Origin of the sequence: Nocardia sp. NPDC056541 (genome assembly GCF_042794235.1) — a bacterium.
Classification (GTDB): Bacteria; Actinomycetota; Actinomycetes; order Mycobacteriales; family Mycobacteriaceae; genus Nocardia.
In genome coordinates, this window is the sequence record NZ_JBHTUD010000014.1 from 1 (window position 1) to 26,839 (window position 26,839).

General features: G+C 68.4%; 25 protein-coding genes. 14 read left to right on the forward strand and 11 right to left on the reverse strand.

What is annotated here, in order from left to right; translation table 11 throughout:
- Window positions 1–171 precede the first annotated feature (171 nt).
- From ACFQ9R_RS23655 to ACFQ9R_RS23670, 4 genes are all read left to right on the forward strand, one after another.
- Window positions 172–1,905 carry an ABC transporter family substrate-binding protein gene (locus ACFQ9R_RS23655; RefSeq protein ID WP_378638427.1) on the forward strand — a complete coding sequence of 578 codons (1,734 nt, stop codon included), beginning with the start codon at window positions 172–174 and terminating at the stop codon, window positions 1,903–1,905.
- A complete protein-coding gene (gene mshB / locus ACFQ9R_RS23660) occupies window positions 1,902–2,783 on the forward strand; it encodes an N-acetyl-1-D-myo-inositol-2-amino-2-deoxy-alpha-D-glucopyranoside deacetylase (RefSeq protein WP_378993332.1) in 882 nt (293 codons plus the stop codon). The genes ACFQ9R_RS23655 and mshB overlap by 4 nt, the downstream gene beginning before the upstream one ends.
- 98 nt (window positions 2,784–2,881) lie before the next feature.
- Window positions 2,882–4,297, forward strand: coding sequence for an amino acid permease (locus tag ACFQ9R_RS23665; RefSeq protein WP_378993333.1), 1,416 nt, complete (start codon window positions 2,882–2,884; stop codon window positions 4,295–4,297).
- 10 nt (window positions 4,298–4,307) lie between these two features.
- Window positions 4,308–4,727: a hypothetical protein gene (locus ACFQ9R_RS23670; RefSeq protein ID WP_378993334.1), complete on the forward strand. Its 420-nt coding sequence runs from the start codon at window positions 4,308–4,310 to the stop codon at window positions 4,725–4,727.
- Here the strand turns inward: ACFQ9R_RS23670 and ACFQ9R_RS23675 are convergent.
- From ACFQ9R_RS23675 to ACFQ9R_RS23685, 3 genes are all read right to left on the reverse strand, one after another.
- A complete protein-coding gene (locus ACFQ9R_RS23675; RefSeq protein WP_378993335.1) occupies window positions 4,717–5,070 on the reverse strand; it encodes a DUF1622 domain-containing protein in 354 nt (117 codons plus the stop codon). The genes ACFQ9R_RS23670 and ACFQ9R_RS23675 overlap by 11 nt on opposite strands.
- A 102-nt stretch (window positions 5,071–5,172) precedes the next feature.
- On the reverse strand, window positions 5,173–6,684 hold the full coding sequence (locus ACFQ9R_RS23680) for a PH domain-containing protein (RefSeq protein ID WP_378993562.1): 1,512 nt from the start codon (window positions 6,682–6,684) through the stop codon (window positions 5,173–5,175).
- A gap of 35 nt (window positions 6,685–6,719) precedes the next feature.
- Window positions 6,720–7,220, reverse strand: coding sequence for a PH domain-containing protein (locus ACFQ9R_RS23685; protein WP_378993337.1), 501 nt, complete (start codon window positions 7,218–7,220; stop codon window positions 6,720–6,722).
- A gap of 151 nt (window positions 7,221–7,371) precedes the next feature.
- On the opposite strand from ACFQ9R_RS23685, the gene ACFQ9R_RS23690 reads away from it, so the two are divergent.
- From ACFQ9R_RS23690 to ACFQ9R_RS23705, 4 genes are all read left to right on the forward strand, one after another.
- Window positions 7,372–9,972: a bifunctional FO biosynthesis protein CofGH gene (locus ACFQ9R_RS23690; RefSeq protein WP_378993339.1), complete on the forward strand. Its 2,601-nt coding sequence runs from the start codon at window positions 7,372–7,374 to the stop codon at window positions 9,970–9,972.
- 108 nt (window positions 9,973–10,080) lie between these two features.
- Window positions 10,081–10,404, forward strand: a complete 324-nt coding sequence (fdxA, locus tag ACFQ9R_RS23695; protein WP_056813450.1) for a ferredoxin — start codon at window positions 10,081–10,083, stop codon at window positions 10,402–10,404.
- Window positions 10,405–10,439: 35 nt separating this feature from the next.
- Window positions 10,440–11,525: a succinyldiaminopimelate transaminase gene (gene dapC / locus ACFQ9R_RS23700; RefSeq protein WP_378993563.1), complete on the forward strand. Its 1,086-nt coding sequence runs from the start codon at window positions 10,440–10,442 to the stop codon at window positions 11,523–11,525.
- 124 nt (window positions 11,526–11,649) lie between these two features.
- On the forward strand, window positions 11,650–13,290 hold the full coding sequence (locus ACFQ9R_RS23705; RefSeq protein ID WP_378993341.1) for a protein kinase: 1,641 nt from the start codon (window positions 11,650–11,652) through the stop codon (window positions 13,288–13,290).
- 32 nt (window positions 13,291–13,322) lie between these two features.
- On the opposite strand, the gene ACFQ9R_RS23710 is transcribed toward ACFQ9R_RS23705, so the two are convergent.
- Both ACFQ9R_RS23710 and ACFQ9R_RS23715 read right to left on the reverse strand, forming a co-directional pair.
- A complete protein-coding gene (locus ACFQ9R_RS23710; RefSeq protein ID WP_378993342.1) occupies window positions 13,323–14,033 on the reverse strand; it encodes a hypothetical protein in 711 nt (236 codons plus the stop codon).
- A gap of 92 nt (window positions 14,034–14,125) precedes the next feature.
- Window positions 14,126–14,977: an oxygenase MpaB family protein gene (locus ACFQ9R_RS23715; protein WP_378993344.1), complete on the reverse strand. Its 852-nt coding sequence runs from the start codon at window positions 14,975–14,977 to the stop codon at window positions 14,126–14,128.
- Window positions 14,978–15,099: 122 nt separating this feature from the next.
- Here ACFQ9R_RS23715 and ACFQ9R_RS23720 point away from each other — a divergent pair, with 122 nt between their 5' ends.
- Window positions 15,100–16,527, forward strand: a complete 1,428-nt coding sequence (locus ACFQ9R_RS23720) for an acyl-CoA synthetase (RefSeq protein WP_378993345.1) — start codon at window positions 15,100–15,102, stop codon at window positions 16,525–16,527.
- 19 nt (window positions 16,528–16,546) lie between these two features.
- On the opposite strand, the gene ACFQ9R_RS23725 is transcribed toward ACFQ9R_RS23720, so the two are convergent.
- The gene (locus ACFQ9R_RS23725) at window positions 16,547–17,218 is read right to left on the reverse strand and encodes a molybdopterin-dependent oxidoreductase (protein WP_378993347.1); all 672 of its coding nucleotides are present in this window, start codon (window positions 17,216–17,218) and stop codon (window positions 16,547–16,549) included.
- 154 nt (window positions 17,219–17,372) lie between these two features.
- On the opposite strand from ACFQ9R_RS23725, the gene ACFQ9R_RS23730 reads away from it, so the two are divergent.
- Window positions 17,373–17,762 carry a PPOX class F420-dependent oxidoreductase gene (locus ACFQ9R_RS23730; protein WP_378993348.1) on the forward strand — a complete coding sequence of 130 codons (390 nt, stop codon included), beginning with the start codon at window positions 17,373–17,375 and terminating at the stop codon, window positions 17,760–17,762.
- Here ACFQ9R_RS23730 and sigJ read toward each other — a convergent pair.
- The 4 genes from sigJ to dapD form a co-directional block, all read right to left on the reverse strand.
- Window positions 17,737–18,615 carry an RNA polymerase sigma factor SigJ gene (sigJ, locus tag ACFQ9R_RS23735; RefSeq protein ID WP_378993349.1) on the reverse strand — a complete coding sequence of 293 codons (879 nt, stop codon included), beginning with the start codon at window positions 18,613–18,615 and terminating at the stop codon, window positions 17,737–17,739. The genes ACFQ9R_RS23730 and sigJ overlap by 26 nt on opposite strands.
- Entirely contained in the window at window positions 18,612–19,691 is a 1,080-nt protein-coding gene (locus tag ACFQ9R_RS23740) for an NAD(P)/FAD-dependent oxidoreductase (protein ID WP_378993351.1), read from the reverse strand. The genes sigJ and ACFQ9R_RS23740 overlap by 4 nt, the downstream gene beginning before the upstream one ends.
- A 138-nt stretch (window positions 19,692–19,829) precedes the next feature.
- The gene (locus ACFQ9R_RS23745; RefSeq protein WP_378638229.1) at window positions 19,830–20,309 is read right to left on the reverse strand and encodes a hypothetical protein; all 480 of its coding nucleotides are present in this window, start codon (window positions 20,307–20,309) and stop codon (window positions 19,830–19,832) included.
- A gap of 309 nt (window positions 20,310–20,618) precedes the next feature.
- A complete protein-coding gene (dapD, locus tag ACFQ9R_RS23750) occupies window positions 20,619–21,569 on the reverse strand; it encodes a 2,3,4,5-tetrahydropyridine-2,6-dicarboxylate N-succinyltransferase (RefSeq protein WP_378993352.1) in 951 nt (316 codons plus the stop codon).
- Window positions 21,570–21,688: 119 nt separating this feature from the next.
- On the opposite strand from dapD, the gene dapE reads away from it, so the two are divergent.
- On the forward strand, window positions 21,689–22,783 hold the full coding sequence (gene dapE / locus ACFQ9R_RS23755; RefSeq protein WP_378993354.1) for a succinyl-diaminopimelate desuccinylase: 1,095 nt from the start codon (window positions 21,689–21,691) through the stop codon (window positions 22,781–22,783).
- Between the two features lie 4 nt (window positions 22,784–22,787).
- Here dapE and ACFQ9R_RS23760 read toward each other — a convergent pair whose 3' ends face one another.
- Complete coding sequence (locus ACFQ9R_RS23760) at window positions 22,788–23,600, reverse strand: hypothetical protein (protein ID WP_378993355.1); 813 nt, start codon at window positions 23,598–23,600, stop codon at window positions 22,788–22,790.
- 101 nt (window positions 23,601–23,701) lie between these two features.
- Between ACFQ9R_RS23760 and ACFQ9R_RS23765 the strand changes: the two genes are divergently transcribed.
- From ACFQ9R_RS23765 to ACFQ9R_RS23775, 3 genes are read left to right on the forward strand one after another with little or no spacing between them, the layout of a single operon-like run.
- Window positions 23,702–24,502: a TIGR00730 family Rossman fold protein gene (locus ACFQ9R_RS23765; RefSeq protein WP_378652287.1), complete on the forward strand. Its 801-nt coding sequence runs from the start codon at window positions 23,702–23,704 to the stop codon at window positions 24,500–24,502.
- A complete protein-coding gene (locus ACFQ9R_RS23770) occupies window positions 24,496–25,044 on the forward strand; it encodes a TIGR00730 family Rossman fold protein (protein ID WP_378638240.1) in 549 nt (182 codons plus the stop codon). The genes ACFQ9R_RS23765 and ACFQ9R_RS23770 overlap by 7 nt, the downstream gene beginning before the upstream one ends.
- An 11-nt stretch (window positions 25,045–25,055) precedes the next feature.
- Window positions 25,056–26,822, forward strand: coding sequence for a long-chain-acyl-CoA synthetase (locus tag ACFQ9R_RS23775; protein WP_378993358.1), 1,767 nt, complete (start codon window positions 25,056–25,058; stop codon window positions 26,820–26,822).
- Window positions 26,823–26,839 lie beyond the last annotated feature (17 nt).

A 26,839-nucleotide genomic window follows, 5' to 3' on the forward strand; every position in this document is an offset into this window, starting at 1 on the left:
TTTTTTTTTTTTTTAAAAGATTTATTTTGTGCTTATCGCGGGGGGGTGGGCCCCGTAACCCCCCCCGGCCCCACGCCGTTTTGTGGGCCTGTAATGGGCGACCGGCAGTGGATAGCGGGGTTGGGTAGAGTGCGCAGAGTGAGTCTGGGGCGGCGCGCAAGGTGGCGCGCGATGGTGCTGGCGATGATTGCCTCGACGGCGGTCGTGGCCGGTTGCACGGCGAATCCGCCACCGCCGATCGAGTCCTCCGACTCTCCCAAGACCACCCAGGCCAAGCCGGGCAAGAACACCGTCGTCGTCGCGATCGACGACATCGGGATCGGGTTCAACCCGCACCTGCGCTCGGATCAGTCGCCGGTGACCAGCGCGGTGAGTTCGATGGTGCTGCCCAGCCCGTTCCGCGCCGCGCCGAGTCCCGTGCATCCCGGTCTGGTCGACTGGGTGCCCGATACCTCGCTGATCGTGTCGGCCGATGTGACGGCCCAGGAGCCGTTCACCATCACCTACACCCTGCGTAATCAGGCCAATTGGTCCGATGGCGCCCCGATCGCCGCCGAGGACTTCCGGTTCCTCTGGCAGCAGATGATCAGCCAGCCCGGTGTGGTGGACCCGGCCGGCTACCGGCTCATCTCCGATGTGGCGTCCTCGGGTGGCGGCAAGACGGTGACGGTCACCATGACCCAGCCCTACCCGGCCTGGCGTGAACTGTTCTCGAATCTGCTGCCCTCGCACCTGGTGAAGGACTCGCCGGGTGGGTTCACCAGCGGGCTGGTCGACAAGATCCCGGTCTCTGGCGGCAATTTCACCATCAAATCGGTCGATCGCGGCCGCGACGAGATCCTGCTCGAACGCAACGACCGCTTCTGGGGCACCCCGGCCTCCCCGGATCAGATCCAGTTCCGTCGCGGCGGCACACCCTCGCAACTGGCCGAATCGCTGCGCACCGGCGACGCGCAGATGGCGCTCGTGCACGGCGGTGTGGCGACCCAGGCGCAACTGGCCGCGATCCCCTCGGTGCGGACCACGATCATGCCGCAGGCCCGCGAACTGCAACTCGCGCTCAACGGCCGTTCCGGCGATCTCGCCGATGTCCGGGTCCGCAAGGCGGTGCTCGCGCTGCTCGACCCCGCCCTGCTGGCGACCGTCGGTGCGCAGACCGGTGGTTGGGTAGAACCCGCACGCGCACAAGTGCTTTCGCCGTCGAGTCCCGGTTATGTGCCCACCGCGCCGCCGCGGATGACCGCCGATGAAGCGTTCGCCCTGCTGGCCGAGGCGGGCTTCGGTCGCGCACCGGAGGCGCAGCAGACCGGTTCGCCCACCTCGCCCGCGCCGCGCCCGCGCTCGGTGGCGCGCAACGGTAAGGGGTTGTCGGTGCGGATCGGCGCCGTCACCGAGGACGCGTCGGCGCTGGCCGTCGCCAATACCGCCGCCGACCAATTGCGCAGTGCCGGTATCGATGCCACCGTTCGCGGCCTGGCCGCCGATGAGCTGTACGGCAAGGACCTCACCGAATCCTCGATCGACGCCATCGTCGGCTGGGAGCTCGCGGGCGGCGACCCCGCCACCGCGCTCGCCTCCCGCTACGGCTGTCCGCCCGTCGAACCGGCCGGCGCCGAAGGTCCCGCCTTGGCCGCGGCCGAGGCGTACCGCAAGGCGCCCAGCAATATCGGCGGTGTGTGCGATCCGACTCTGCAACCCTCGATCGACGAAGCGCTGCGGGGGTTCGAGGTGCCGCGGATCCTGGCCGAATCCGAGCCACGATTGTGGGAACTGGCGACCGTGTTGCCGATCGTGCAGGACAACGTCGTCGCGGCGGCCGGTCCGCGCGTCGACGGTGTGTCGCTGTCGGGCGCCATCCAGGTCGGCATCTTCGGTGATACGGCACAGTGGCGGAGGATCCCATGACCGAGACCGGTGGCCTGCTCCTGGTCCACGCCCACCCCGATGACGAAACCCTCACCACGGGTGGCACTATCGCGCACTATCGCCGCCGTGGTGTCCCGGTGACGGTGGTCACCTGCACGCTCGGTGAGGAGGGTGAGGTCATCGGCGAACGGTGGTCGCGCCTGATCGCCGCCGAAGCCGACCAGCTCGGCGGCTACCGCATCGGCGAACTCACCGCCGCGCTGTCGGCCCTCGACGCGGGCGAGCCGTGGTTCCTCGGCGGCCCCGGCCGGTGGCGCGATTCCGGCATGGCGGGCACGCCGTCGGCGGCGAACCCGCGGGCCTTCGTGAATTCCGGTGACGCCGCCGTCGACGCGCTCGTCGCGGTGATTCTCGAACTGCGACCTCGGGTCGTCGTCACCTACGACCCGCGCGGCGGCTACGGCCATCCCGACCACATTCGCGCGCACGAGATCACCACCGCGGCGGTCGCGGCCGCTGCCGAACAGGGCTGGGACGTCCCGAAGTTCTACTGGACCGTCACCGACGGCGACCTGCTGCGCCAGCACACCGCCGCGCTGGCTCGCCGCACCGTCGACGAACTGCCCGGCGCACTGCCCCCGGGCTGGCGTCTGCCCGTCGAGGCGGAACTGGCCGCCATGTCGACGAGCGGGGTGACCACCGTGGTCGATGTCTCGGACGCGGTCTCGGCCAAGCGTGCCGCCATGCGCGCGCACGCCACCCAGGTCACCGTCGCACCGAGTGGCCGAGAATTCGCTCTGTCGAACAACATCGCGCTGCCGGTGCTGCCGGAGGAGCATTTCAGGCTGGTGCGCGGTACTCGCGGCCAGCTCGGCGCCGATGGGTTCGAGCACGACCTGTTCGCCGGTCTCGATTGAGTAGCTAGCCACAGGGTTGCCATCGTGCCTCGGCGCGCGGGCCGGTACCGTTCCGGTGTCCGCGTTCTCGGGTGTTCTCACACGATGGGTGGGGTGTCATGACCGCTGTGGGTGATCGACCGGATCTCGACGCCGAGGACGCCGGATATCACAAGTCCCTCGGCAGACGTCAGCTGATGATGATCGCGATCGGCGGCGCGATCGGCACCGGCCTGTTCCTGAGTTCCGGTGGCAGGCTGGCCAGTGCGGGGCCCATGCTGTGGGTCGTCTACGCGGTCTGCGGCGTGTTCGTGTTCTTCATCCTGCGCGCGCTGGGCGAGCTGGTGCTGCACCGCCCCACCTCCGGTTCGTTCGTCTCCTACGCACGCGAATTCCTCGGGGAGAAAGCCGCTTTCGTCGCGGGCTGGATGTACTTCCTGAACTGGTCGATGACCGGCATCGCCGACTCCACGGCCATCGCGCTGTACTTCCACTACTGGCAGCCGATGACCTCGGTACCGCAATGGGTGCTGGCGCTGATCGCCTTGGTGATCGTGCTGATCGTGAACCTGGTGAGCGTCAAGGCATTCGGTGAGCTGGAGTTCTGGGCCGCGCTGGTGAAGGTGACCGCGCTGTGTGCCTTCCTGGTGATCGGCACGGTGTTCCTGCTGGGGCGCTTCACCATTCGTGGCGAACAGACCGGCCCGTCGATGATCTCCGAGCACGGTGGCATGTTCCCGACCGGCATCCTGCCGCTGGTGCTGGTCACCTCGGGCGTGATCTTCGCCTATGCCGCCGTCGAATTGGTCGGTACGGCGGCGGGGGAGACCAAGGATCCCGAGAAGCTGATGCCGCGGGCGATCAACTCGGTGATCCTGCGGATCGCGGTGTTCTACGTCGGATCGCTGCTGTTGCTCGGACTCCTGCTGCCGTACACGTCCTATCACGCGGGGGAGAGCCCGTTCGTCACGTTCTTCGCCGCGCTCGGCGTGCCCGGCATCGGCTCGCTGATGAATATCGTCGTGCTCACCGCGGCGTTCTCCAGTCTCAACGCGGGTCTGTATTCGACCGGGCGCATTCTGCGTTCGATGTCGATGCGCGGTAGCGCCCCTCGGTTCACCTCGGTGATGAGCAGTCACGGCGTGCCCTACGGCGGGATCCTGCTCACCTTCGGCATCGCGCTGCTCGGGGTGGTGCTCAACGGGTTCGTTCCGGATCAGGCCTTCGAGATCGTCTTGAATGTGGCCTCGCTGGGCATCCTGGCGTCGTGGGCCACCATCGTGCTCTGTCAGCTGCGGATGTGGCACCTGTGGAAGCGGGGGCAGCTCGAGCGGCCCGCGTTCCGGATGATGGGCGCGCCGTACACCGGCTGGGCCACGCTGGCCTTCCTGTGCACGGTGCTGGTCCTGATGGCGATCGACCGCCCGGTCGGGACCTGGACGGTGGCGAGCCTGCTGGTGATCGGGCCCGCGCTGCTGATCGGCTGGCGGTTCTCCCGGGCGCGGGCGGCACAGCAGACCGCTTCGGCCGAATAGACTCACGCGCATGGTGACCGATCGCGATCAGCCCACCGCCGTGCTGCGGTCCGCACGCATCTCCGGCGTGGCGGATCCGCTGATCTCGGGGCTCATCGTCGTGCTGCTGCTGGTCGACGCGCTGATCACCCTGGCCGTCGAAGTGCTGTTCCTGCCGCTGTACATCGGCTCGCTGGCGTTTCCGGTGGTGGCGCTGTTCGCCGCACCCATCAACATCGCGCTGGTCTACGGCATGGAATCGGTGACCGACCGAATCGGCTTCACTTTCGCCCCGATCGTGGTGTGGGTGTTCGGGTTCCTGGTCTGCGCCTCGCGTGGCCCCGGCGGTGACATCATGCTCGGCAGCGACGGCCGCACCCTGTTGCTGTTCGCCTGCGGTGTGCTCGCGCCCGCGGGGTACCTGTACTACCGGTCGAACGTCAGCCGGTAGCTTTCGTCTTCTGCCACGGCCACCGGCCGGTCAGCTCGAGTTCGAGCGAGTAGCTCAGGAACGTCCGCACCAGCACGATCAAGGCCAGCACGCCCACACTGGTGAACGTCGGCGCGATGGCCACCGTGCGGATGATGTCGGCCGCCACCAGGAATTCCAGGCCGAGCAGGATCGCTCGGCCCAGCCCGCGCCGATAGGTGCCGTAGGCGAGCTCGAACTCCTCGTGCCCGGCCAGCTGTCGCAGGAAGCGGACCGTGCCGACGAGCGCGCCGATGACGATAGCCGCGACGCCCGCGGCGTCCAGCACTTTGCCCGCGTTCTCGATAACCTCGGTGAAATGCACGAATCACCCCTAGCGTCAGCGGCACGGCGATCGAATCGAACGCTACGCCGCGTCGCTGTCGCCCGCGTCGCTATCGGGCTCGGCGGGTCTTCCCCGGACCTTTCAGCGTGTGCCGAGTCCGCCCGGGGTCACTTCTTCGATCAGCGCCGCGGCCGCAGCGATCGGGATGTCGACCACCAGATAGGCCTTCTTGCCCGCGGCGGTGGCCGCGACGACGGTGGCGAGTCCGGCGCGGCGCTGCCAGAAGGTCTGCCGCACAGTCCACCCGATGATGCCGGGAGCTTCGAGGCAGTCCCGATTGCGATCGAGGCTGCCGCAGCGGGTGATCAGCCAGGTCGGGCCGGTGGTGCCGGGGAGCACGCGGTGGCCGAGGCCGCGATAGCGGTCCTCGGCGAGCAGGGCCATGACGACGGCGAAGACCACCGGGAAGGTCCAGGCCCACGGTGCCAGATGGCCACCCGTGAGCACGACGGCGAGCATGGCGACGACAACGATCCCGACAGGCCACGCGGCGCGGGTGTAGCGACGACGGCGGGCGGCGGGTCCGTGTCTGCGCAGGTCGACGGTGCCCAGGGCGGAACCGGTGATCGGTTGTGGCGCGGCCGAATCGGCCGATACTTTCGCCTGCGGGGCGCGACGGCTGCGGAGTAGTTCGTCGAGGGTGCGCTCGACGGCGACGCGGGGCGCCTGGGGAAGGATCTTCTGGCGAGGGTTCTCGCCGGTCATGATCATCTCCAGCTGGGCGGCGCGGGCGGCGCGCAGCAGGAGCGGTTCGTTGAGGGTGGCGCCACGGAAGCGGGCGAGGTCGAGGGTGATCTGGCGGGTGGTGAACAGTCCGTGGCGCAGGTGCAGGGTGGTGCCGTTGTCGAGCACGCGCAGGCCGAACCAGGTGGCGAGATACTGGCCGCACGCGGCGAGGCTCACCAGCGCCAACGTCAGCACGGTCAACCCCGCGATGGTGATCGTGACGATCGCCGTGGTGTCGTCGTCGAGGTGCTGCACGACAGCGCTTTCCGACAGCACGTCGATCACCCCGTATTGCGCGCCGAGCCCCGCGATCGGTGCGACGACAGCCAGTCCGGTCAGCGACAGCGGCGCGTAGCGCACCCACGCCGCCCTCCAGTGCCCGATCTCCACCCCGGACTCGGCAAGCGCGTCAAAGCGCGAAACATGGGGCGCTCCGGCCGCGTCGACGTGATCGGGCGCGTGTCGGCCGGTGTGGGAGAGCAATTCGGCCCGCAGCGCCGGGATCTGACTCGTATCGAGCGCGTCGAGCTTGAACTCCTCGCCCTTGTCGGTCTGCTTCCCGGTGCCGATCGCCAGCACCGCCAGCCCCAGCACCCGGTGCAGCAGATCGGCTTCCACATCCACCGACCGGATGCGGGGCCTCGGCACCGACAAGGTCCGGCGCGCCACGATTCCACTGCGCAGCTGCACGTGATCGGCGTCGATCCGATACGACGTGGTGAACCAGCGCGCGATACCGAACGCCGCGACCAGCACCACCGGGATGAGACTCCACAGCGGATTGCCGCTGGTCGTGCCGACGATGATCGAACCGAGCAGCACCGGAATGTATTTCATGATCTCGTTGACCGGATACACCAGCAGCATGCGCGGGTCGAGGCGCTGCCATTCGACGGGCTGGATCACGTCGCGTCCCCGCGGTGCTGCGCGGCGATCGCGGTCAGCCGCAGCACCGTCTCCTCGGCCACCGGCAGGTCGAGCGCACTGATCTTCACCGCTCCGGCCGACGACGCGGTGGTCACGGTGACCGTCGCCAGCCCCAGGATCCGTTCCAGCGGACCACGCTCGGTGTCCACGGTCTGCACCCGCGAGATCGGCGCGACCCGTGACTCCTGATCCAGCCACCCCACCCGCGTGTACACGGCCTCATCGGTCACCTCCCACCGATGCACCGCGTAGCGCCACACCGGGATCACCACGACGGCGAGCACCGCGAGCACCACGAGGGCCAGCCCGGCGAGCACCTGCCAGCCGCGACGGTCCCCGTCGAGCACCGCCCACACCCCGAGCGCGATGAACAACACCACCACGCCGATCGTGTTCTCCAATGCCCACAGCAGCTTGGCCTTGGCACTCGGACGCCAGGCCGGTTCGGCCAGGATGGTGGAACGCGGCAGTGACATGCTGCCCATGGTTCCATGCGCGTGCGACGGTTTCACCCCGTCGGGAATACGCGTGGTCACGGTGGAGGTTGTCGTCGGACAAGGACGACCACGCCGCGCCCGCCGTGGGCCCGTGACCTCACCGACCACACGTCCGGGGAAGAAGTAGCGCATGATCGACGGGGTGACCGATCTTCCGAAGCCGAGCGTTCCGATGTCGCCGCCGAGTCCCGCCGCGATGCGACGGGCCCTGCGCCGAGCCCGCGACGGCGTCACGTTGAACGTCGACGAGGCCACCGTCCTGCTGCATGCCACCGGCGACGACCTCGCCGATCTGTGCGCCAGCGCCGCCAGAGTCCGCGACGCGGGCCTGGAATCGGCGGGCCGCCCACGCACGATCAGCTATTCGCGCAATGTGTTCATCCCGCTCACCAAGCTGTGCCGGGACAAGTGCCATTACTGCACGTTCGTCACCGTGCCCGGCAAGCTGCGCGCCGAGGGCAAGGGCATGTTCCTCGAACCCGACGAGGTGCTCGAGATCGCCCGTCAGGGTGCTGCCCTGGGGTGCAAGGAAGCGCTGTTCACCCTGGGCGACCGGCCGGAGGACCGCTGGCCGGAGGCCGCGCAGTGGCTCGACGAGCGCGGCTACGACTCCACCCTCGACTATCTGCGCGCCGTCTCCATCCTCGTGCTGGAGGAGACCGGTCTGCTGCCGCACCTGAACCCCGGCGTGATGAGCTGGAACGAGATCTCCCGCCTCAAGCCTGTCGCCCAGTCCATGGGCATGATGCTCGAAACCACCGCCACCAGGCTGTTCACCGACAAGGGCGAATGCCACTACGGCAGCCCCGACAAGGATCCGGCGGTCCGGCTGCGCTCGATCACCGACGCGGGCAGGCTCTCGGTGCCCTACACCACTGGCATCCTGGTGGGCATCGGCGAGAATCTCACCGAGCGCGCCGAGTCGATCATGGCGATTCGCAAGCAGCACCGGGAGTTCGGGCACATCCAGGAAGTGATCGTGCAGAACTTCCGCGCCAAGGACGACACCGCCATGCGCGATGTTCCCGATGCGGGCGTGGCGGAGTTCCTGGCGACCGTCGCGGTGACGAGATTGCTGCTGGGCCCCGATGTCCCGGTGCAAGCCCCGCCGAACCTGGTGTCGCACAGTGATTGCCGGGCGCTGATCGACGCCGGCATCGACGACTGGGGTGGGGTGTCGCCGGTGACGGTCGACCACGTCAACCCCGAACGCCCGTGGCCGAATCTGGACACCCTGCGCGAGATCACCGAGGCGGCCGGGTTCACCCTCGTCGAGCGCACCTCCGCGCACCCGAAATACGTTCGCGCGGGCCATCCGTGGATCGATCCCCGGATCGGCGCGCACGTCGACGCGCTCACCGACCCCGCGACGGGCCTGGCCAGGCCCGAGGCCGTGCCGGTCGGCCTGCCGTGGCAGGAACCCGACGAGTCGTGGGATTCGGTCGGCCGCGTCGACCTGAACACCGCCATCGACACCGAGGGACGCAATACCGACAGCCGCAGCGATTCCGGGCTCGGTCAGGAAGTCGTCGGCGCGTTCGGCGACTGGGAGACGATTCGCGAACACGCCCGCGACCTGGCTGTCGTCGCGCCCGAGCGGCTCGATTCCGAGGTGCTCGACGCCCTGCGCGCCGCCGAGAAGGACCCGGCGGGTCTCACCGACGATCAGTACCTGGCCTTGGCCACCGCCGACGGCGCGAACATGGAAGCTGTTGCCGCACTGGCCGACTCGTTGCGACGCGAGGTCTCCGGCAACGAGGTCACCTACGTGGTGAACCGCAATATCAACTTCACCAATATCTGCTACACCGGCTGCCGCTTCTGCGCCTTCGCCCAGCGCAAGGGCGACGCGGACGCCTTCACCCTCAGCACCGACGAGGTCGCCGACCGCGCGTGGGAGGCCCATGTCGACGGCGCCACCGAGATCTGCATGCAGGGCGGTATCGACCCCGAACTCCCGGTCACCGGCTACGCCGACCTGGTCCGCGCCATCAAGGCGCGGGTGCCGTCGATGCACGTCCACGCGTTCAGCCCGATGGAGATCGTCAACGGCGCCTCGCGCGGGGGCCAGAGCATCCACGACTGGCTGTCGGCGCTGAAGGAAGCCGGATTGGGCTCGATCCCCGGAACGGCCGCCGAAATCCTCGACGACGAGGTCCGCTGGGTGCTCACCAAGGGCAAACTCCCCACCTCGGCCTGGATCGAGGTCATCACCACCGCGCACAAGCTGGGCATCCCGTCGAGTTCGACGATGATGTACGGACATGTGGACAACCCGAAGCACTGGGTGGGCCACTTGCGGGTGCTGCGCGGCATCCAGGACGAGACGGGCGGCTTCACCGAGTTCGTCCCGCTCCCGTTCGTCCACCAGAGCGCACCGCTCTACCTCGCAGGCGCGGCCCGGCCGGGCCCCACCAACCGCGACAACCGCGCGGTCCACGCGCTGGCCCGGATCATGCTGCACGGCCGCATCCACAACATCCAGACCAGCTGGGTGAAACTGGGTACCCTCGGTACCCAGGCCATGCTCACCGGTGGCGCCAACGATCTGGGTGGCACGCTGATGGAGGAGACCATTTCCCGGATGGCCGGTTCCCAGCACGGTTCGGCGAAAACCGTCGCCGAGCTCACCGAGATCGCGGCGGGCATCGACCGTCCGGTCCGCGAACGCACCACCACCTACGGAGTGGTCGAGGCCAAACCGGCACCGTTGCCATTGGCTATCGGATGATTGTCAGTGTGAGTTAGGGCAGGCTGACCTGGGAGTAATGTGGGCGGTCGGGATAGTGTTTCGTGGGCGGAGTAACCCCGCAGGTGAGGACAGACTAGGAGAACGGCAGTGCCGTACATCATCGCTGAACCGTGCGTTGACGTGAAGGACAAGGCGTGCATCGAGGAATGCCCCGTGGATTGCATCTACGAGGGTGGTCGCATGCTCTACATCCAACCCGACGAGTGCGTGGACTGTGGTGCGTGTGAGCCGGTCTGCCCCGTGGAGGCGATCTTCTACGAGGACGACACTCCGGATCAGTGGAGCGGTTACATCAACGCCAACGTCGACTTCTTCAACGAGCTGGGATCCCCCGGTGGCGCGACCAAGGTCGGTGTGGTCGATTTCGACCCCGCCTTCATCAAGGCGCTGCCCCCGATGGCCGAAGAGTGAGCGCAGGGGTGCCCACCCAGAGCCGGAAGGGCCGGGTGAGCGGCCTGCTGCCCGATTTTCCCTGGGACACCATCGCGGCGGTCAAGCAGAAGGCGGCCACCCACCCCGGTGGCCTCGTCGATCTGTCCGTGGGTACACCGGTGGACCCGGTCGATCCGCTGATCCGCGCGGCCCTGGGCTCGGTGGCGGCCGTTCCCGGCTATCCGACCACGCACGGCACCCCTGAGCTGCGCTCCGCCGCTGTCGCCGCGTTGGCGCGCCGGTTCGGCGTCACCGGCGTCGACCCGGCGGCGGTGCTGCCGGTGCTCGGCACGAAAGAGCTCATCGCCGGGCTGCCGCGACTGCTCGGTATCGGCGCCGACGATCTGGTGGTGATCCCCGAGATCGCCTATCCGACCTATGAGGTCGGCGCGCTGCTGGCGGGCGCGAAGCCTTGGCGCGCAGACGGTCTCACTCAGGTCGGCCCGCAGAATCCGGCGCTGATCTTCGTGAACTCGCCCTCGAACCCCACAGGCAAGGTGCTGCCCGTCGAGCACTTGCGCAAGGTGGTGGCGTTCGCGCGCGAGCGCGGCGCGATCGTCGCGTCCGACGAGTGCTACCTGGGCCTGACCTGGGAGGGCGAGGCCGTTTCGATTCTCGACCCGCGCGTCTGCGATGGTGACCACACCGGTCTGCTGGCCATCCATTCCCTGTCGAAGACCTCGAATCTGGCCAGCTACCGTGCCGGTTTCCTCGCCGGCGACCCGGAACTGGTGGCCGAACTGCTCGAGGTGCGCAAGCACTCCGGCATGATCATGCCGTTCCCGATCCAGGCCGCGATGACCGCCGCGCTCAGCGACGACGTGCACGAGGCCGAGCAACGTGAGCGTTACCGCGCCCGTCGCGAGATCCTGCGAAAAGCTTTGACGCAGGCGGGTTTCCGCATCGACTTCTCCGAAGCCGGTCTGTACCTGTGGGTTACCCGCGGCGAGCCCTGCCGCGTCACCCTGGACTGGCTCGCCGAACGCGGAATCCTCGCCGCTCCCGGCGATTTCTACGGTCCCCGTTCGCCCGAGCACGTGCGTATCGCCCTCACCGCCACCGACGAACGCATCGCCGAAGCGGCCGCACGCCTGTCCTGAACACCGTCTCCGCACGAACCGCTGGGTAGATCGCGCCCAGCGGTTCGGGCTGTCCCCGGCGGCCGATATCGTGTGGAGCACAGGGGCGGTAGCTGTCCTGCACAAGATCGAGAGGCACAGCGGAATGCGCGGGGTGGAGTTCAGTGCGGGCACGGTCTTCGCGGGGTACCGGATCGACCGGCTGCTGGGCCGGGGCGGAATGGGCACCGTGTACCTCGCGGCGCATCCGCGCCTGCCTCGGCAGGTGGCACTGAAACTGCTCGATCGCGAACTGTATTCCGACGACGAGGTCCGTGGGCGGTTCGAGCGGGAGGCGGACGTGTCCGCCCATCTCGATCATCCCGGCATCGTCTCGGTGCTCGACCGTGGCGTCGAAGACGGCCTGATGTGGATCTCCATGCAGTACGTCGACGGCCGCGACGCCTCGGTGTTCCGCGGCGAGCCGCTTGATCCGGCGCGGGCGATCGGGATCATCGCGCAGACCGCCGAGGCACTGGACTACGCCCATGACCGCGGTGTGCTGCACCGAGATGTGAAGCCCGCCAACATCTTGCTGGCCTCCAGCCGCTCCGGCGACCGTGTCCTGCTCACCGATTTCGGTATCGCGCGGCTGCGCGGCGACGCCCGCCAGCTCACCCGCACCGGAGCCTTTCTCGCCACCCTCGCCTACGCGTCGCCCGAACAACTCTCGGGCGCCCCGGTCGACCACCGCTGCGACCAGTACTCGCTCGGCTGCACTCTGTTCACGCTGCTCACCGGCCAAAGCCCCTTTCCCGCGGACAATCCCGGGGCGGTGGTCGCCGCCCACCTCACCAAGCCGGTGCCGCGCGCGTCCGCGATGATCGACGACTTGCCACCCGGAATCGACGCGGTCATCGCGCGGGTCATGGCGAAGGAACCTGCCGAAAGATTCGACAGCTGTGTGGAATTCGCGCAGGCGGCGACGGCGGCGCTGGTCCGCACCGATCTCGTGTCGCCGGGTGTCGGCAGTTTCGGGCCACCGCGTGTTCGGGAAGTCGGCAGCGCGGCAAGCGGTTCCGCTTCTGGGTCGCAAGCGCCTCGCCCTTCCGATCGGGAAGTGTGGTCTGCGGATCCTGCGGCGAATTCGCTGAACCCGACTCTGGTGAGTTCACCGTCTGCCTCCGTGCCGCGGCAGGCCGTAGATCGCGGCGGGGCGCAGGTCGGCCGTGCGCGGCCACAGCGGGCGGTTTCCTCGCGGTGGCGCGTACTCGCGGTGAGTCTGCTCGTGCTGGCGATGGTCGCCGGGGTCGGGGTGATCGGCGTCGGTGCGATCTATTGGAAGTTCTTGCGCCCGAATCGAGTTCCGCCGCCGCCCACCTGGGGTGCGCACGCGTCGGTGGCCTCGGGATTCACCGACTTGATCCCGTCGGGACCCGCCGGGCGCGGCTGGCGGGAGGCGAACTGTTCGGCGACTCCGTCGCTGGTCGTGCTGCCGGGCGACCCGGCGCCGCTCCAGCAGATCACCTGCACGGACGCCGACGGTCTCATCGCGTGGTACACCGAGTACCCCTCCGCCGCCGACGCCGATGCCTACCTGCTGCGGCACACCACCGAGGACCTCACGCGCGAACTGCACCACACCAGCCTCGCCGCCTACCGGCCACGCGACCCCGCCGCACCGTTCACTCTCGCGGCGAGGGAGCGCGGCAACGTCTTCAGCGCGAACTCGGTGGTGGAGGTGTCGTGGCCGGGCCACACCTTCGAGGAGACCCGCGACGACTGGTGGCAGCAAGCCCCGTTCTGATGCCGGCGGTGCTGTCGCACCATGAACTGCTGTCAGTACGCCCCGGCCAGGCGAAGGATCAGCGCGGGCAGGGCGTCGAGCACATCGGCGGACTGGTCGGCCGGGGTGCCGTAGGTGTGCGCGGCGACCGAGAAGCTGGGCCCGAAGGATGCGGAGGCCACCTCGGGGGCGCCCACATCCGACCATCCCCACTTGCTGCCGTGTACGCCGGGCAGCTGGGCGGTGCCCCAGTTCTGGGGAGTGCCGTCGGCGGCGGTGTTGCTCGCGCCCGCCATCCACTCGAAGATCGGCGAACCCGGGTCTGTGCGCTGCTTGGCGGCCAGGAAGTCGGTGATGTCGGCGGTGCTGGTGCTCGACCGGCCCCAGTCGGCGGTGCCGTGCGTCCCGCGCAATCCGTATTCGCCCGCGGTCGCTTCGATCGCTTGCGGATATTTGCCGGCGAGTTGGGTGGCGGCGCCGTCGTCGGAGTCACGGATCATCCGTTCCGACAGCGCGCGGTCCTGCGGCGAACCGTCGCCGTGGCGCAGCGCGTAATCGGCGATGTAGAGCTTCGACATCGACAGCGCCGCCCGCGATTCGTGCTCGTTGGCGGTGCCCCAGGCGAATCCGCCCGGCATCCGCAGCGACATGGCGGTTCGCGGCGGCACCGTCGCCGGGTCCTCGTCGGCGTGGGCGGCGGGCGCGGCCGCCATGAGGCCGACGGCGACCGCCGCCGCACACCATGTCACTGTCCGAATGCTCACGAACGTCCTCCGATTCCGCGCGACGCGTTGCGATCGTGGGGAATGAAACCCGAACGCCGCAGGTCGGCGTGGGAGGCGCGCGGCAATGCCGATCAGATCAGCGGCTTGCCGCGCCGGTTGCGGCGGCGCATGTCGACGAGGGCGACGTTGAAGGGGAAGTTGCGCAGGGGACGTGGCAGGCGGCCCGTCACCGTGCCGGTGGTGCGCATCAGGCGGTTGAGTTTGCGCTCGTCGGCGGGGCTCCACGACAGGCCGAGTTCGTCTCGGAGGTGTTGGGGGAGTAGGCCGGTGGTGAACCAGCGGTGGAAGCGGGCGAAGGGCAGGCGCAGGGGCGGGCTCACCATCTTCAGGTCGAGCAGGTCGTCGAAGTAGGCCTTGATCGTGGTGTCGATGCTGGTGAGCTTCAGATGCTCGGACCAGTAGGCATCGAACGCGGCGCGATCGGCGGGCCACATCTCGCGGGGCACCTGGAGGGTGGTGCCGAGGTAGTGGGCGTAGTCGTAGAAGGTGTCGGCGACGGCGTCGTCGACGGGGCCGTAGAGGCGACGCATCACGTCGACCGAGCCCCAGTACAGGCACGCGGCCACCCACAGCTGCAAGTTCTTGTCGAAGGCGTTGTATTTCACGGGGCTGTCGGCGGTGGAGTGGACGTGGCGGTGCGCGCCGTTGATGGCGGTGCGGAAGGCCTCGCGGTCCGCGTCGGTGCCCATCAGCGCCACCGACAGGTAGGTGAGCGTGGTTCGGGTGCGCTTCACCGGGTGCTTCATGATGCTGCCGCTGTGCACCGTCGATTCGGCGACGCCGTAGCCGACGGGGGCCAGGCTGAGCTGCATGATCACATTGGCGGTCGCGCCGTAGAAGGCCGCGGAACCGTTGACGTAGTCGCGGATGTCGAAGGGCGCCGGTTCGGACCGCTGCGAACGCGAGCGCGACAGGATGGTCATCGTTGACCCCGTTTTCGTCGAAGAGAGCGTGAGAGACTTATGCATTTAATGTCTCACCACGGTGTCGGAGTGTCAACGACGGCGGCGGCACCCACCGAATCGCGTCACGTTAGCGTTGACGGATGCCCTATGGTCCGCCGCTGCTGCTCGCCTCGCTGAATCCGGCCGCCGTCGCCGCCGGGGATGACATTCCCGACGCCGTCACCATCGATGATGCCACCGTCTCGCGCAGCGATCTGCTGGGTTCGGCAACATCGGTGGCGGAACGCATCGCTCGCGCCGACCGGGTCGCGGTGCTGGCCGAACCCACTCTGCGAACCGTGATCGCCGTGGTCGGCTGCCTGATCGCGGGGGTGACCGTGGTTCCGGTACCGCCGGACTCGGGCGCCGCCGAACGCGAGCACATCCTGCGCGATTCGGGTGCGCAGGCCTGGCTCGGCTCTGCGCCGGAGGGCACGGACCTGCCGGTGGTACCGGTGCGGCTGCACGCACGGTCCTGGCACACCTATCCCGAACCGGATCCGGCCGCGATCGCCTTCATCCTCTACACCTCGGGAACCACCGGGGCGCCCAAGGGTGTGATGCTCAGCCGCGGCGCGATCGCCGCCGGGCTCGACGCGCTGGCCGAGGCGTGGGCGTGGACGTGGAAAGACACACTGGTGCACGGGCTTCCGCTGTTCCACGTGCACGGGCTGATCCTCGGGCTGCTCGGGCCGCTGCGGGTCGGCAGTCCGGTGATCCACACCGGCAAGCCGACGCCGGAGGCCTACGCGGCCGCGGGCGGCAGTCTGTATTTCGGGGTGCCGACGGTGTGGTCACGCGTGGTCGAGCGGCCCGAACTGGCCAAGGAGCTGAGTAGGGCGCGGCTGCTCGTCTCGGGCAGCGCGCCGCTGCCGGTGCCGGTGTTCGAGAAGCTGGCCGAGCTCACCGGGCAGGCGCCGGTGGAGCGGTACGGAATGAGCGAAACCATGATCACGCTGTCCACCCGGGCCGACGGCGAGCGCAGGCCCGGCTGGGTCGGCACGCCGGTGCGCGGGGTGCAGACCAGGCTGCGCGACGAAGCGGGCGAGCCCGTTCCGCACGACGGCGCGAGCATCGGCGGCCTGCAGGTGCGCGGACCGATGCTGTTCGGCGGGTATCTGAACCGGCCGGAGACCACCGCGCGGGACTGGACCGAGGACGGGTGGTTCCGCACCGGCGATGTGGCCGTCATCGATGCCGACGGGTTCCATCGCATCGTCGGGCGCGAGTCGATCGACCTCATCAAATCCGGTGGTTACCGCATCGGCGCGGGGGAGATCGAGACCGCGCTGCTCGGGCATCCGGCGGTCGTCGAGGTTGCCGTGGTCGGGCTGCCCGACGACGACCTCGGGCAGCGGATCGTGGCCTTCGTCGTCGCGCGCGACGGGAGTTCCGACGCACTCGGTGTCGAGCTCACCGCCTATGTGGGCGAACAGCTTTCGGCCCACAAGCGGCCACGGGAGGTTCGCTTCGTCGACGCGCTCCCGCGCAACGCGATGGGCAAGGTGCAGAAGAAGCTGCTCGACTGAGGCTGTCCGGCACCGGGATTCACGCAGTTCGTTCGGTACTTCCGCGAGCGCTCATCCGGCGGATCGGCCCGATCAACGCGTGATAGATCGGCCGGACCACCCTGCCCGGCAGGTATCGATGGCGCTCTTCCGCCCAGACGCGCGCCCTGCGGTGCCCCGCGAGCGGTGACCACTTGTCCGGGTCGACGGGCTGCGCGGTGTGGAATTCGATGCGGCACAGGTGTTTCGTGTTGACGAACCCGTACTGGCCAGGACTCACCAGCCGGATCGGCGCGCCGTGGTCGCTGGTGAGTGGCTGTCCGTCGAGTCGGTCGGCGATGAGCACGTCATCGGCCATGGCGTCGGCGAGTAGCGCGACCGATCGATAACCGTCGAGCCCTTCGAAGACGACATGGCTGATCGAGCTACCCGGCGCGAGCAGCGGTTCGACGCGCGTGCGATAGAGCGTGGCGAACGGGACGCCCGCCCAGCGCAGGTCGGTGGCGGACCAGCCGGCCACGCAGTGGAAGTCGGCCCGCACCTGCACGCGCGGTAGCTCGGCGAGGTCCGCCGGGGTGAGCGTGAGCGGTTCCGTCAGCGGCCCGCCGATCTCGATCACCGGGTTCGCGGGAATCGGCGGCGGTGGGTGATGGAGATGTGTGCCGAAACGGGGGAAGCCGTCGATCGCGCGTTGACCAGGGGGAAGCGTCATGTCGAACCTCCAGTTATACGGTGCCGTATATTTGACAGCCTAGCGCGCGGACCCTGTGAGGTCGAGGGGTGATGCCCGCTCGCGGCTGTGCGCTCACCCCCTCGCCCCCGGCGACCCTTGACCTCGACCGCACTCGAGGTTTTAGCGTCGGTGCATGAGCACAACGCTGACATCGGAACACCTCGCTTACCTGTCGACCCAGCAGCTCGGGCGCTTGGCGACGGTCCGCCGCGACGGCACCCCGCAGAACAATCCGGTCGGCTTCCGCTACAACGCCGAACTCGGCACCATCGACATCGCGGGCTGGAACCTGGCCGCCTCCAAGAAGTTCCGCAATCTCGCCGACAACGCACAGGTGGCCTTCGTCGTCGACGACATCGCCTCGGTGCGCCCGTGGCGGGTGCGCTGCCTCGAGATCCGCGGCACCGCCGAGGCGCTGACCGGGGTCGAGTCCTACCTCGGTGATCAGTCCGACGCGCTCATCCGGATCCACCCCGACCGGGTGATCGCCTTCGGCCTCAGTCCGGAACCCGCACAGCACTGAGCTTTTCGGGGTTGCGCATGGAGTAGATCGCGGTGACCCGGCCGTTGGTGACCTCGATGGAAGTCACCTGGTCGAGCACGCCGTCGACGGTCGCCAGGATCGTGGGCATCGCGTTGTAGATGCCGAGGTGCGCGCCCAGGACACCGAGCCGCTGTCCCTTGGCGAGCAAGCCGATGACCAGCCTGGCCACCTTGTCCTGGCCGTGTACCGGCCTGCGCACCGCGTTCACCACACCACCGCCGTCGCCGAGGAACACCACCTCGGGGGCGAGTACGTCCATCAGTGCTTGCACATTGCCGGTGGCGGCCGCGATCGAGAACTTCTCGACCACCGACTGGGCCTGCGCGGGAGTGGCGACGGCGGTGTGGCGTGCGGCGTGCACCCGGTTGCGGGCGCGCTGATTCAGCTGTCGCACAGCGGCTTCGGATTTGTCCACCGCCGCCGCGATCTCCGGATAGTCGAACGCGAACACCTCGCGCAGCACGAACACCGCCCGCTGCACCGGCGTGAGCGTTTCCAGCACGAGCAGCATCGCGGTGGTCACAGCCTCGCCGGTCAGCACGTGCTCGACCCCGCCGTCCGCCTCGGTGGCCAGGGGCTCGGGCAGCCACGGCCCGATGTACTCCTCGCGTCTGCGGGCGGTGGAGCGCAGCACACCCAGCGCCTGCCGGGTGACGATCTGTGCGAGGTAGGCGCGCGGATTGTCGACCAGGGTGCGGTCGACCTCGCACCAGCGCAGGTAGCTGTCGTGCAGGACGTCCTCGGTGTCGACCACCGAGCCCAGGATCTCGTAGGCGATCGAGAACAGCAGCCGCCGGTTCTCGGTGAAGGTGTCGACGTGTGCCCGGATCACCGTTTCGGGCCGTTGATCCACACGCTGTTGCCGGTGCGGGAGGCGTAGGCGGCATAGCGGCTGATGCGTTCCTTGGTGAACGCCGCGACGGGTCCGCTGACGTAGAGCCGCTGGGCGGTGTCTCGGCGGTCGGTCGTCTGCAGCACTCCGTCGCGCCTGCCCAGGCTCATGCCCTGCCCGCCGTAGCCCATCGAAAATGGCTGCGGTTCCCGTCCTTTGATCATCCTGGCCAGCGTATCGGCCGCGTGTGCGCCCTGGGGAGCCGCGGTGGCGCAGGCCATGCGCATACCGGGGACGGCGGCGCAGTCGCCGACGACGAAGACGCGCGGGTCGGTGACGCTGCGCAAGGATGCGTCGACCAGGGCTCGGCCGTCGACGTCCACCGCGAGTCCGCTGCGGGCGGCCAGTTCGGGCACCGCGGAGATGATCGCCCAGAGGGTGAGGTCGGAACGCAGTTCGGTGCCCGAGTCGAGTCGCAGGGTCGTCCCGTCGATCTCGGCGATCTGGTCGGCCACGATCTCCACGTCCAACCGGGCCAGTGTGGTGCGGATGTGCCGCTGCGCACCGGCCGACAGCGCGGCGGCGACGGTCCCGCTCACCAATCGGACGCGCAGGTCGGGCCGGGCTTCGGCGACCTCGGCCGTGGTCTCGATCCCGGTCAGCCCACCCCCGATCACCGTGACGATCCCGCCGGACGGCAGCGTCTCGAGCGCGATTCGTGCCTGCTCGGCGCCTTCCCATGTGCCGACCGGGATCGCGCCGGGTAGCGGGTTCGCGATGCTGCCCGCCGCGAGGACGGCGTGATCGAAGTCCAGGCTCCGGCTGTCGTCGAGGGTGACGACACCGTCGCCGATCTTGTCCACGCTCGCGGTCTCGATCGCGATCGGGTCCCTGAGCATCTCGGTGAGCGGCCGGGCCGCGGTCCCGCTGCCCGCGAGCTGTTCGTGCAATCGCACCCGCTCGATGAAGACGCCGCGCGGATTGATCACGGTGATGCGGGCATCGGGGGCCTTGCGCTGCAGCCGGTTCGCCGCGACAGTACCCGCGTATCCTGCGCCGATAACCACGATGTTCATCTGTGCCTCCTGCCATGGGAACTGTGTGCTCAACCATGGGATGCGGCCAGGCCCTCGTTTGTGACAGTGATCCGCATCACGGCGAAAAGGCCCCGTACTCCGCAGAAGTACGAGGCCTTTCCCTATCGCGAGGTCAGATCAGGGCTGACCGGTCGCGAACGCGATCACGGCATCCAGGAATTCCTGGCCACCCATCACGTAGCCGCCGATGACCATGCCCGCCGGGATGGTGAACAGCCACAGGAACGGGAAGAACGCGCCGATGACGCCGCCGATGACGACGCCGGGCAGGTTCTTGTTGACCTGCTCCATGAGCCGGTCGTAGGAGCTGATGTCCTTCAGTTCCGCGATGTTGCTCAGTTTCGCGGAATCCTCGGGCGCCATGGTCGAGGTCAGCTTGACGGTGCGGCCGTCCTCGCTGATCTGCTGGTTCACGGCGATCGGCAGGCCCGCGACCTCGGAGCGCAGCGGCGCCTGGTCGACGATCGCGCCGTCGGTGGCCTTCAGCAGCACCGAGGCGCCGTCGGCGGCGAGCTCGAACTTGCCGCTGTCGACCGCCCAGGTGACGGTCTTGTCAGCGGGCGAGACCGTGGTCTGGTAGTTGATTCCGTGCGTCACGCCAGAAGTCACGCCCCCCGAAGCCACTACAGCGGGCTGCTCGGTGGCCACCGCGGGCGCACCGTGAGCAGTGGCCGCGGTAATCCCCACCGCAGCGACTGCCATGAAAACAGCAGTAGTGATCTTTCCGAACTTCATTCTTGTAATCCCTCCGCTTTTTCGCCGTCCTGATCGGACCAGCGAAACGAAGGTTAGCGTGCGAAATTGCTTGTCGCACATTCGGGTTCATCGTCATGAAACCGCAATATTTGCTGAATTGTTTCTGGTGCCGCGAATTGCCGGGCCGCTCGGCCCGGCAATTCGAGGAGATCAATCGTTGGCGTGCAATGCGGCGTTCAGTTCGACGCCGGTGCCCTTACGCGGCACGACCTCGACGGCGCCGGTGGTGGAATTGCGACGGAACAGCAGATTGTCCTGACCCGACAGGCTCGCGGCCTTGACGACGGTGCCGTCGGGTCCGGTGACCTTGGTGCCCGCGGTGACGTAGAGGCCGGCCTCGATCACGCAATCGTTGCCGAGGGAGATGCCGACACCCGCGTTGGCGCCGAGCAGCGAACGCTCGCCGACCGAGATGACCTGGGTGCCGCCGCCGGACAGGGTGCCCATGATGGAGGCGCCGCCGCCCACATCGGAGCCGTCGCCGACCACGACGCCCGCCGAGATACGGCCCTCGACCATCGAGTTGCCGAGGGTGCCCGCGTTGAAGTTGACGAAGCCCTCGTGCATGACGGTGGTGCCCGCGGCCAGGTGCGCGCCGAGCCGAACCCGGTCGGCGTCGCCGATGCGTACACCGGCGGGGACCACGTAGTCGACCAAGCGGGGGAACTTGTCGACGCTGAGTACCGTCACCGGGCCGCGGGCGCGCAGCTTCAGGCGCGTCTGCTCGAAGCCGTCGACCGCGCACGGGCCGTGGTTGGTCCACACGACATTGCTGAGCAGGCCGAACTGGCCGTCGAGGTTCAGGCCGTGCGGTCGCACGAGGCGGTGCGAGAGCAGATGCAGACGCAGGTAGACCTCATGCGCGTCGACCGGGGCGGCCGACAGGTCCGCGATCGTGGTGCGCACCGCGATCACCTCGACCCCACGCGCCGCGTCCACGCCGAGGAGTTCGGCGAACTCGGGCACGTCGGCGGCGTCGAGGCGCTGGGAGCCGGTCTCGGTGAACTCGCCCAGCGCGGGGCTGGGGTACCAGGTATCGAGGACGGTTCCGTCCGAGGTCACATTGGCGATACCGACTGCAGTTGCTCCCTGAATACTCACGGACGCCATTTTGCCCGTTGCGGCCGGTGCGGTGTGCCGCGGGCCCTGTGCGTTCGACCACGCGGTCTGCTTCGCCCGGATCTCCGGGATCGGGGCGCACCCGTACTACTGTCGAAGATGTGACTCTCGATTTGCGTGCCGACCCGATCAAGTTGACCGCCGCCCTCGTCGACGTGCCGAGTGTGTCGCGTGACGAGGCCAAGATCGCGGATCTGGTCGAGCAGGCGTTACGGGAGCAGACCGCCGGGTTCGAGATTCTGCGGCACGGAAACGTGGTGCTGGCGCGCACGCGGCGCGGGCTGCCGACGCGGGTGATCCTGGCGGGTCATCTGGATACCGTGCCGATCGCGGACAATGTGCCGAGCCGACCCGACGAAGTCGACGGTGAAGCGGTGCTGTTCGGTTGTGGCACAGTCGATATGAAGTCCGGCGATGCGGTATTCCTGCACCTGGCCGCCACGATCGCCGATCCGGCCCATGATTTGACGCTGATCTTCTACGACGGCGAGGAGATCGCCGCGGAGTTCAACGGCCTCGGGCACATCGAGCGGGAATTGCCGGAATGGCTCGAAGGCGATCTGGCGATTCTCGGTGAGCCCTCGGCGGGTTGGATCGAGGCAGGCTGCCAGGGCACGTTGCGGGTGCGCTTGACCACCGCGGGTGTGCGCGCGCATTCGGCGCGAGCGTGGCTGGGGGAGAACGCGATTCATGGTCTCGCGCCCGTGCTGGCGCGGTTGTCGGCCTACGAGGCGCGCGAAGTCGATATCGACGGTTGCGTGTACCGCGAGGGGCTGTCGGCCGTGCGGGTCTCGGGTGGGGTCGCGGGCAATGTGGTGCCCGATGTCGCCGAGGTGGATGTGAACTTCCGTTTCGCCCCCGATCGCAGCGTCGAGCAGGCCGTCGCGCATGTCCGCGAGGTCTTCGACGGACTCGATGTCGCCTTCGAGGTCACCGATTCCTCGCCCGGCGCCCTCCCCGGCCTGACCGCACCGGCCGCTCGCACCCTCATCGACTCCGTCAACGCGCACGGCGGTGGCGGCGTGCGCGCCAAGTACGGCTGGACCGACGTGTCCCGCTTCGCCGCCCGCGGTATCCCCGCCGTCAACTTCGGCCCCGGCGATCCCAACCTGGCCCACAAACGTGACGAGCACGTCCCGCTCAGCCAGATCACCGCCGTCACCGCGATGCTGCGGACCTACCTGTCGAAGCCCTAGCCGCTCACCAACCGCCGGTGAACAGGGCCGCCAGACCGGGGACCGGGTCCGATGCGTTGGTGGTGTTCGCGACGGCGACGACGACCATGCTCAGCGCGAGCACGGCCGAGAAGGTGCCGAACACGGCGAGGACGCGGCGAGAGCGCCGGTCGGCGGACCAGACGGCGGCACGCCACAGGAAGGCGCACACCCCGACGAGCGAAACGGCGGTGACGGCGGCGAGCGCGGCCATCGCGACGTGATAGCGAGCGAACTCCTCGATCATCACATCCAGCGGGGGTGTTCGGGTGCCGTCGGCCAACCGCTGGTCGACCTGGGCGAGGACCGTGGCGGGCCCGTCGCCCGGCAGTAAGGGAAACAGCGAGGCGAAGGGCGTCAGCGCGCCCTGCGCGTTCGCGAGCACCAGCACCAGCGAGCACAGCGCCAGCACCGCGGCGGCGCCACCCGATGCCGCGAGCGTCACCCGCTGACCGCGTCCGGCCGCACCCGCCACGAGGAACGCCCGCCAGAGCAGCACCGCCAGTGCGACGAGCACGGCCAGCAGCATCGCCGCGAGCACCGCTTTGGCGAGGTGATAGCGGAACCAGTAGTCGACCACCGTCGTGAGCTCGGCGGGGAAGTCCCGGGTTCCGGCCTGCCAGTACTCGGCGAAGGCCGTGCGCAATGCTCGCCGCAGATCGCTCTCGTCACCGAAGCCGGCGCCCGTACCGTTCGCCAGCGGGCGCGGCGCGACGACGAACGCGGCGATCAACGCACCGGCCAGGGCGACCAGCACCGCGAGAACGCGACCGGAACGCGCCGGAACTGCAAGCGACACAGAGAATCCTTCGGCTCGATCGAGTGCGCGGGGTGGCCGTGGCCCGGCCGATCCGCCAACTGCGCGCCCGTGCCCGGAATCCAACACAGTAGGTTGGGTTCATGTCTACCGATTCCGCTGATGAACAGGTTGGGAAGGCCAAGCCGAAGTTCCGTGGGCCGGTGATGTTCCGCCGCGAGCGCAAGCCCGGCGTGCGGACCGCCGACCGGAACCTGCTCGATACGCGGCAGGACAGCGAGTGGGTGCACACCGATCCGTGGCGGGTGCTGCGGATCCAGGCCGAGTTCGTCGAGGGTTTCGGTGCGCTCGCGGAGATTCCGCGCGCGGTGACGGTGTTCGGCTCGGCGCGTACGGGTCCCGATCATCCCGAGTACGTGGCGGGCAAGGCGATCGGCACCGCGCTCAGCGAAGCCGGTTTCGCGGTGATCACCGGTGGCGGGCCCGGCGCGATGGAAGCGGCCAACCGTGGCTGCTCGGAGGCGGGCGGCTACTCGATCGGACTCGGCATCGAGCTGCCGTTCGAGCAGGGGCTCAACAACTGGGTGGATCTGGGGATCAACTTCCGGTACTTCTTCGTCCGCAAGACGATGTTCGTGAAGTACTCCCAGGCCTTCGTCTGCCTGCCCGGTGGCTTCGGCACCCTCGACGAATTGTTCGAGGCGCTCACCCTGGTGCAGACCCGCAAGATCACCCGGTTCCCGATCATCCTGTTCGGGGTCGACTACTGGTCGGGCCTGGTCGACTGGCTGCGTAGTTCGCTGGCGGGCTCGGGCAAGATCTCGCCCGAGGATCTCGATCTGATCCAGCTCACCGACAGCGTCGACGAGGTCGTGCGGATCATCCAGGGCGAGACCGGCGACCACGCGAACATCGAACGTCTCGGCACCGAGGATCAATGGTGAGCTATTCCGTCTGTGTCTACTGCTCCGCCAGCACCACCGATCCCGATCTGATCAGCCTCGCCGCGCGAGTCGGCACCGAAATCGCCCGGCGCGGGTGGCAATTGGTCTCCGGCGGTGGTCACGTGTCGATGATGGGCGCGGTCGCGACCGCGGCGAGGGCCGGTGGCGCGCACACCATCGGCGTGATCCCGAAACACCTGGTGCACAAGGAAGTCGCCGATGTCGACGCCGACGAACTGCTCGTCACCGACACCATGCGCCAGCGCAAACAGCTGATGGAAGCGCGCGCCGACGCGTTCCTCACCCTGCCGGGCGGCATCGGGACACTCGAGGAGCTGTTCGAGACCTGGACCGGCGGCTACCTCGGCGAGCACGCCAAACCCGTGGTCCTGCTGAACGCGAACGGCTTCTACGACGGCCTGTTCCGCTGGATCGATGAACTGTCCGAACGCACAATTGTGCCCAGGCAGGCGCGTGAGCGCCTCGTCGTGGCCACCGACCTGCCCACCGCGTTCGCCGCGCTCGAACCGGCAGCCCAGTAGGAGAGATCGACGTGAGCACAGACGCCCGCGACACGGTAAGCGTGTTCGACTTGGCCAAAGCCCTGCCCGCAATGGCACTCGACGCCCCCGGCATGCTGCGCAACGCGCGCGGAATGCTGGTGGGGCCCAAGGACAAAGCCTCCATCGGCCTGTACTTCCAGCGGGTCGCGCACCGCAGACCCGATCGGGTGTTCCTGCGTTTCGAGGGCCGTTCCTACACCTATCGCGCCGCCAACGGTGAGGTGAACCGTTACGCCGCGGTGCTGTCCGCGCGCGGGGTTTCGCGCGGCGATGTGGTCGGTGTGCTGATGACCAACCGGCCCGAGACCTTGTTCACGGTACTGGCGGTGCTCAAACTCGGCGCCACGGTCGGTCTGCTCAACTACAACCAGCGCGATCAGGTCCTCGCCCACAGCATCGGACTGCTCGGCAGCGTGCTCAACATCGTCGGCGAGGAGTGCGCCGAGGCGCTGGAATCGCTGCCCGAGCCCGCGGCGAACGTGCTCCCCGCCGAGGAACTGGCCGAATCCGCCCGCACCGCGGCCGATTCCGATCCTGCCGTGTGCGAGCGGGTGCGGGCGGGGGAGCGGGCGTTCCTGATCTTCACCTCCGGCACCACCGGCCTGCCCAAGGCCAGCGTGATGACCCATCAGCGCTGGACCAAGAGCATGTCCGGGCTCGGCGGGCTCGGTGTCCGGTTGCGTGCCGACGACGCGCTGTACTGCTGCCTGCCGCTCTATCACAACAACGCGCTCACGGTCGCGCTGTCGGCGGTGCTCGCGGGCGAATCGACCTATGTGCTCAGCCGCAAGTTCTCGGCGTCGGGGTTCTGGGACGAGATCGCGCGCGAACGGGCCACCGCGTTCATCTACATCGGTGAGCTGTGCCGGTACCTGATCAACCAGCCGGTGCGGCCCGCCGAGCGGGGCAACCGGGTCCGGCTGGCCGTCGGCAACGGGCTGCGGCCCGAACTGTGGGACGAGTTCCGTCGCCGGTTCGGGATCAGCCGGGTGGTCGAGTTCTACGGGTCCAGCGAGGCGCCGCTGGCGTTCGTCAACGCGTTCGGCGTCGACCGGACCGCCGGGCTGTGCCCGCTGCCGTACGCGGTGGTGGAGTACGACGACGAGACCGGCCACGCCCGGCGGGGTAAGGACGGGAAGCTGCGCCGGGTGCGGTCCGGCGGGGTGGGGCTGCTGCTCGCGAAGGTGAACAATCGTCAGCCGTTCGACGGGTACACCGACAAGAAGGCGTCGGAGTCCAAGCTGGTGCGCGACGGCTTCAAGAAGGGCGACTGCTGGTTCGACACCGGCGATCTCGTCCGCGATCAGCACTTCTGGCACATCGCGTTCGTCGACCGGCTGGGCGACACCTTCCGCTGGAAGGGTGAGAACGTGGCGACCACGGAGGTCGAGGGCGCGCTCGGGCACCACGAGAGCATCGAACAGGCCGTCGTCTACGGTGTCGACATCCCCGGCACCGACGGCAAAGCGGGCATGGCCGCGATCACCCTCGCCACCGACGCCGCGTTCGACGGGAAGGCACTGGCCGCCACCGCCTACGGGCGCCTGCCGCTGTACGCGGTCCCGCTGTACGTGCGAGTGGTGCAGGAACTGGAACAGACCTCGACGTTCAAGAGCCGGAAGGTGGAACTGCGCAAGCAGGGCTACGCACCCGACCCGCACAGTCAGCTGTACGTGCTGTCCGGCCCGGCGGACGGCTACATCCCGGCTTACGACGAATACGCGGCTGACGTTGCCGTCGGCAAAGCCCCGAGGTAGCAAGGTAACGTCTGATT

Excerpts from the sequence above, each read along its gene's own strand:
- ACFQ9R_RS23725 (WP_378993347.1), bottom strand. The coding sequence starts at position 17,218 with ATGACGCTTCCCCCTGGTCAACGCGCGATCGACGGCTTCCCCCGTTTC.
- ACFQ9R_RS23715 (WP_378993344.1), bottom strand. The coding sequence starts at position 14,977 with ATGACCATCCTGTCGCGCTCGCGTTCGCAGCGGTCCGAACCGGCGCCC.
- ACFQ9R_RS23740 (WP_378993351.1), bottom strand. The coding sequence starts at position 19,691 with ATGAACATCGTGGTTATCGGCGCAGGATACGCGGGTACTGTCGCGGCG.
- mshB (WP_378993332.1), top strand. The coding sequence starts at position 1,902 with ATGACCGAGACCGGTGGCCTGCTCCTGGTCCACGCCCACCCCGATGAC.
- ACFQ9R_RS23765 (WP_378652287.1), top strand. The coding sequence starts at position 23,702 with ATGTCTACCGATTCCGCTGATGAACAGGTTGGGAAGGCCAAGCCGAAG.
- ACFQ9R_RS23680 (WP_378993562.1), bottom strand. The coding sequence starts at position 6,684 with ATGCTGCTGGTGTATCCGGTCAACGAGATCATGAAATACATTCCGGTG.
- ACFQ9R_RS23655 (WP_378638427.1), top strand. The coding sequence starts at position 172 with ATGGTGCTGGCGATGATTGCCTCGACGGCGGTCGTGGCCGGTTGCACG.
- ACFQ9R_RS23670 (WP_378993334.1), top strand. The coding sequence starts at position 4,308 with ATGGTGACCGATCGCGATCAGCCCACCGCCGTGCTGCGGTCCGCACGC.
- ACFQ9R_RS23770 (WP_378638240.1), top strand. The coding sequence starts at position 24,496 with ATGGTGAGCTATTCCGTCTGTGTCTACTGCTCCGCCAGCACCACCGAT.
- ACFQ9R_RS23705 (WP_378993341.1), top strand. The coding sequence starts at position 11,650 with ATGCGCGGGGTGGAGTTCAGTGCGGGCACGGTCTTCGCGGGGTACCGG.
- ACFQ9R_RS23690 (WP_378993339.1), top strand. The coding sequence starts at position 7,372 with ATGATCGACGGGGTGACCGATCTTCCGAAGCCGAGCGTTCCGATGTCG.
- ACFQ9R_RS23665 (WP_378993333.1), top strand. The coding sequence starts at position 2,882 with ATGACCGCTGTGGGTGATCGACCGGATCTCGACGCCGAGGACGCCGGA.
- ACFQ9R_RS23720 (WP_378993345.1), top strand. The coding sequence starts at position 15,100 with ATGCCCTATGGTCCGCCGCTGCTGCTCGCCTCGCTGAATCCGGCCGCC.
- ACFQ9R_RS23685 (WP_378993337.1), bottom strand. The coding sequence starts at position 7,220 with ATGTCACTGCCGCGTTCCACCATCCTGGCCGAACCGGCCTGGCGTCCG.
- ACFQ9R_RS23730 (WP_378993348.1), top strand. The coding sequence starts at position 17,373 with ATGAGCACAACGCTGACATCGGAACACCTCGCTTACCTGTCGACCCAG.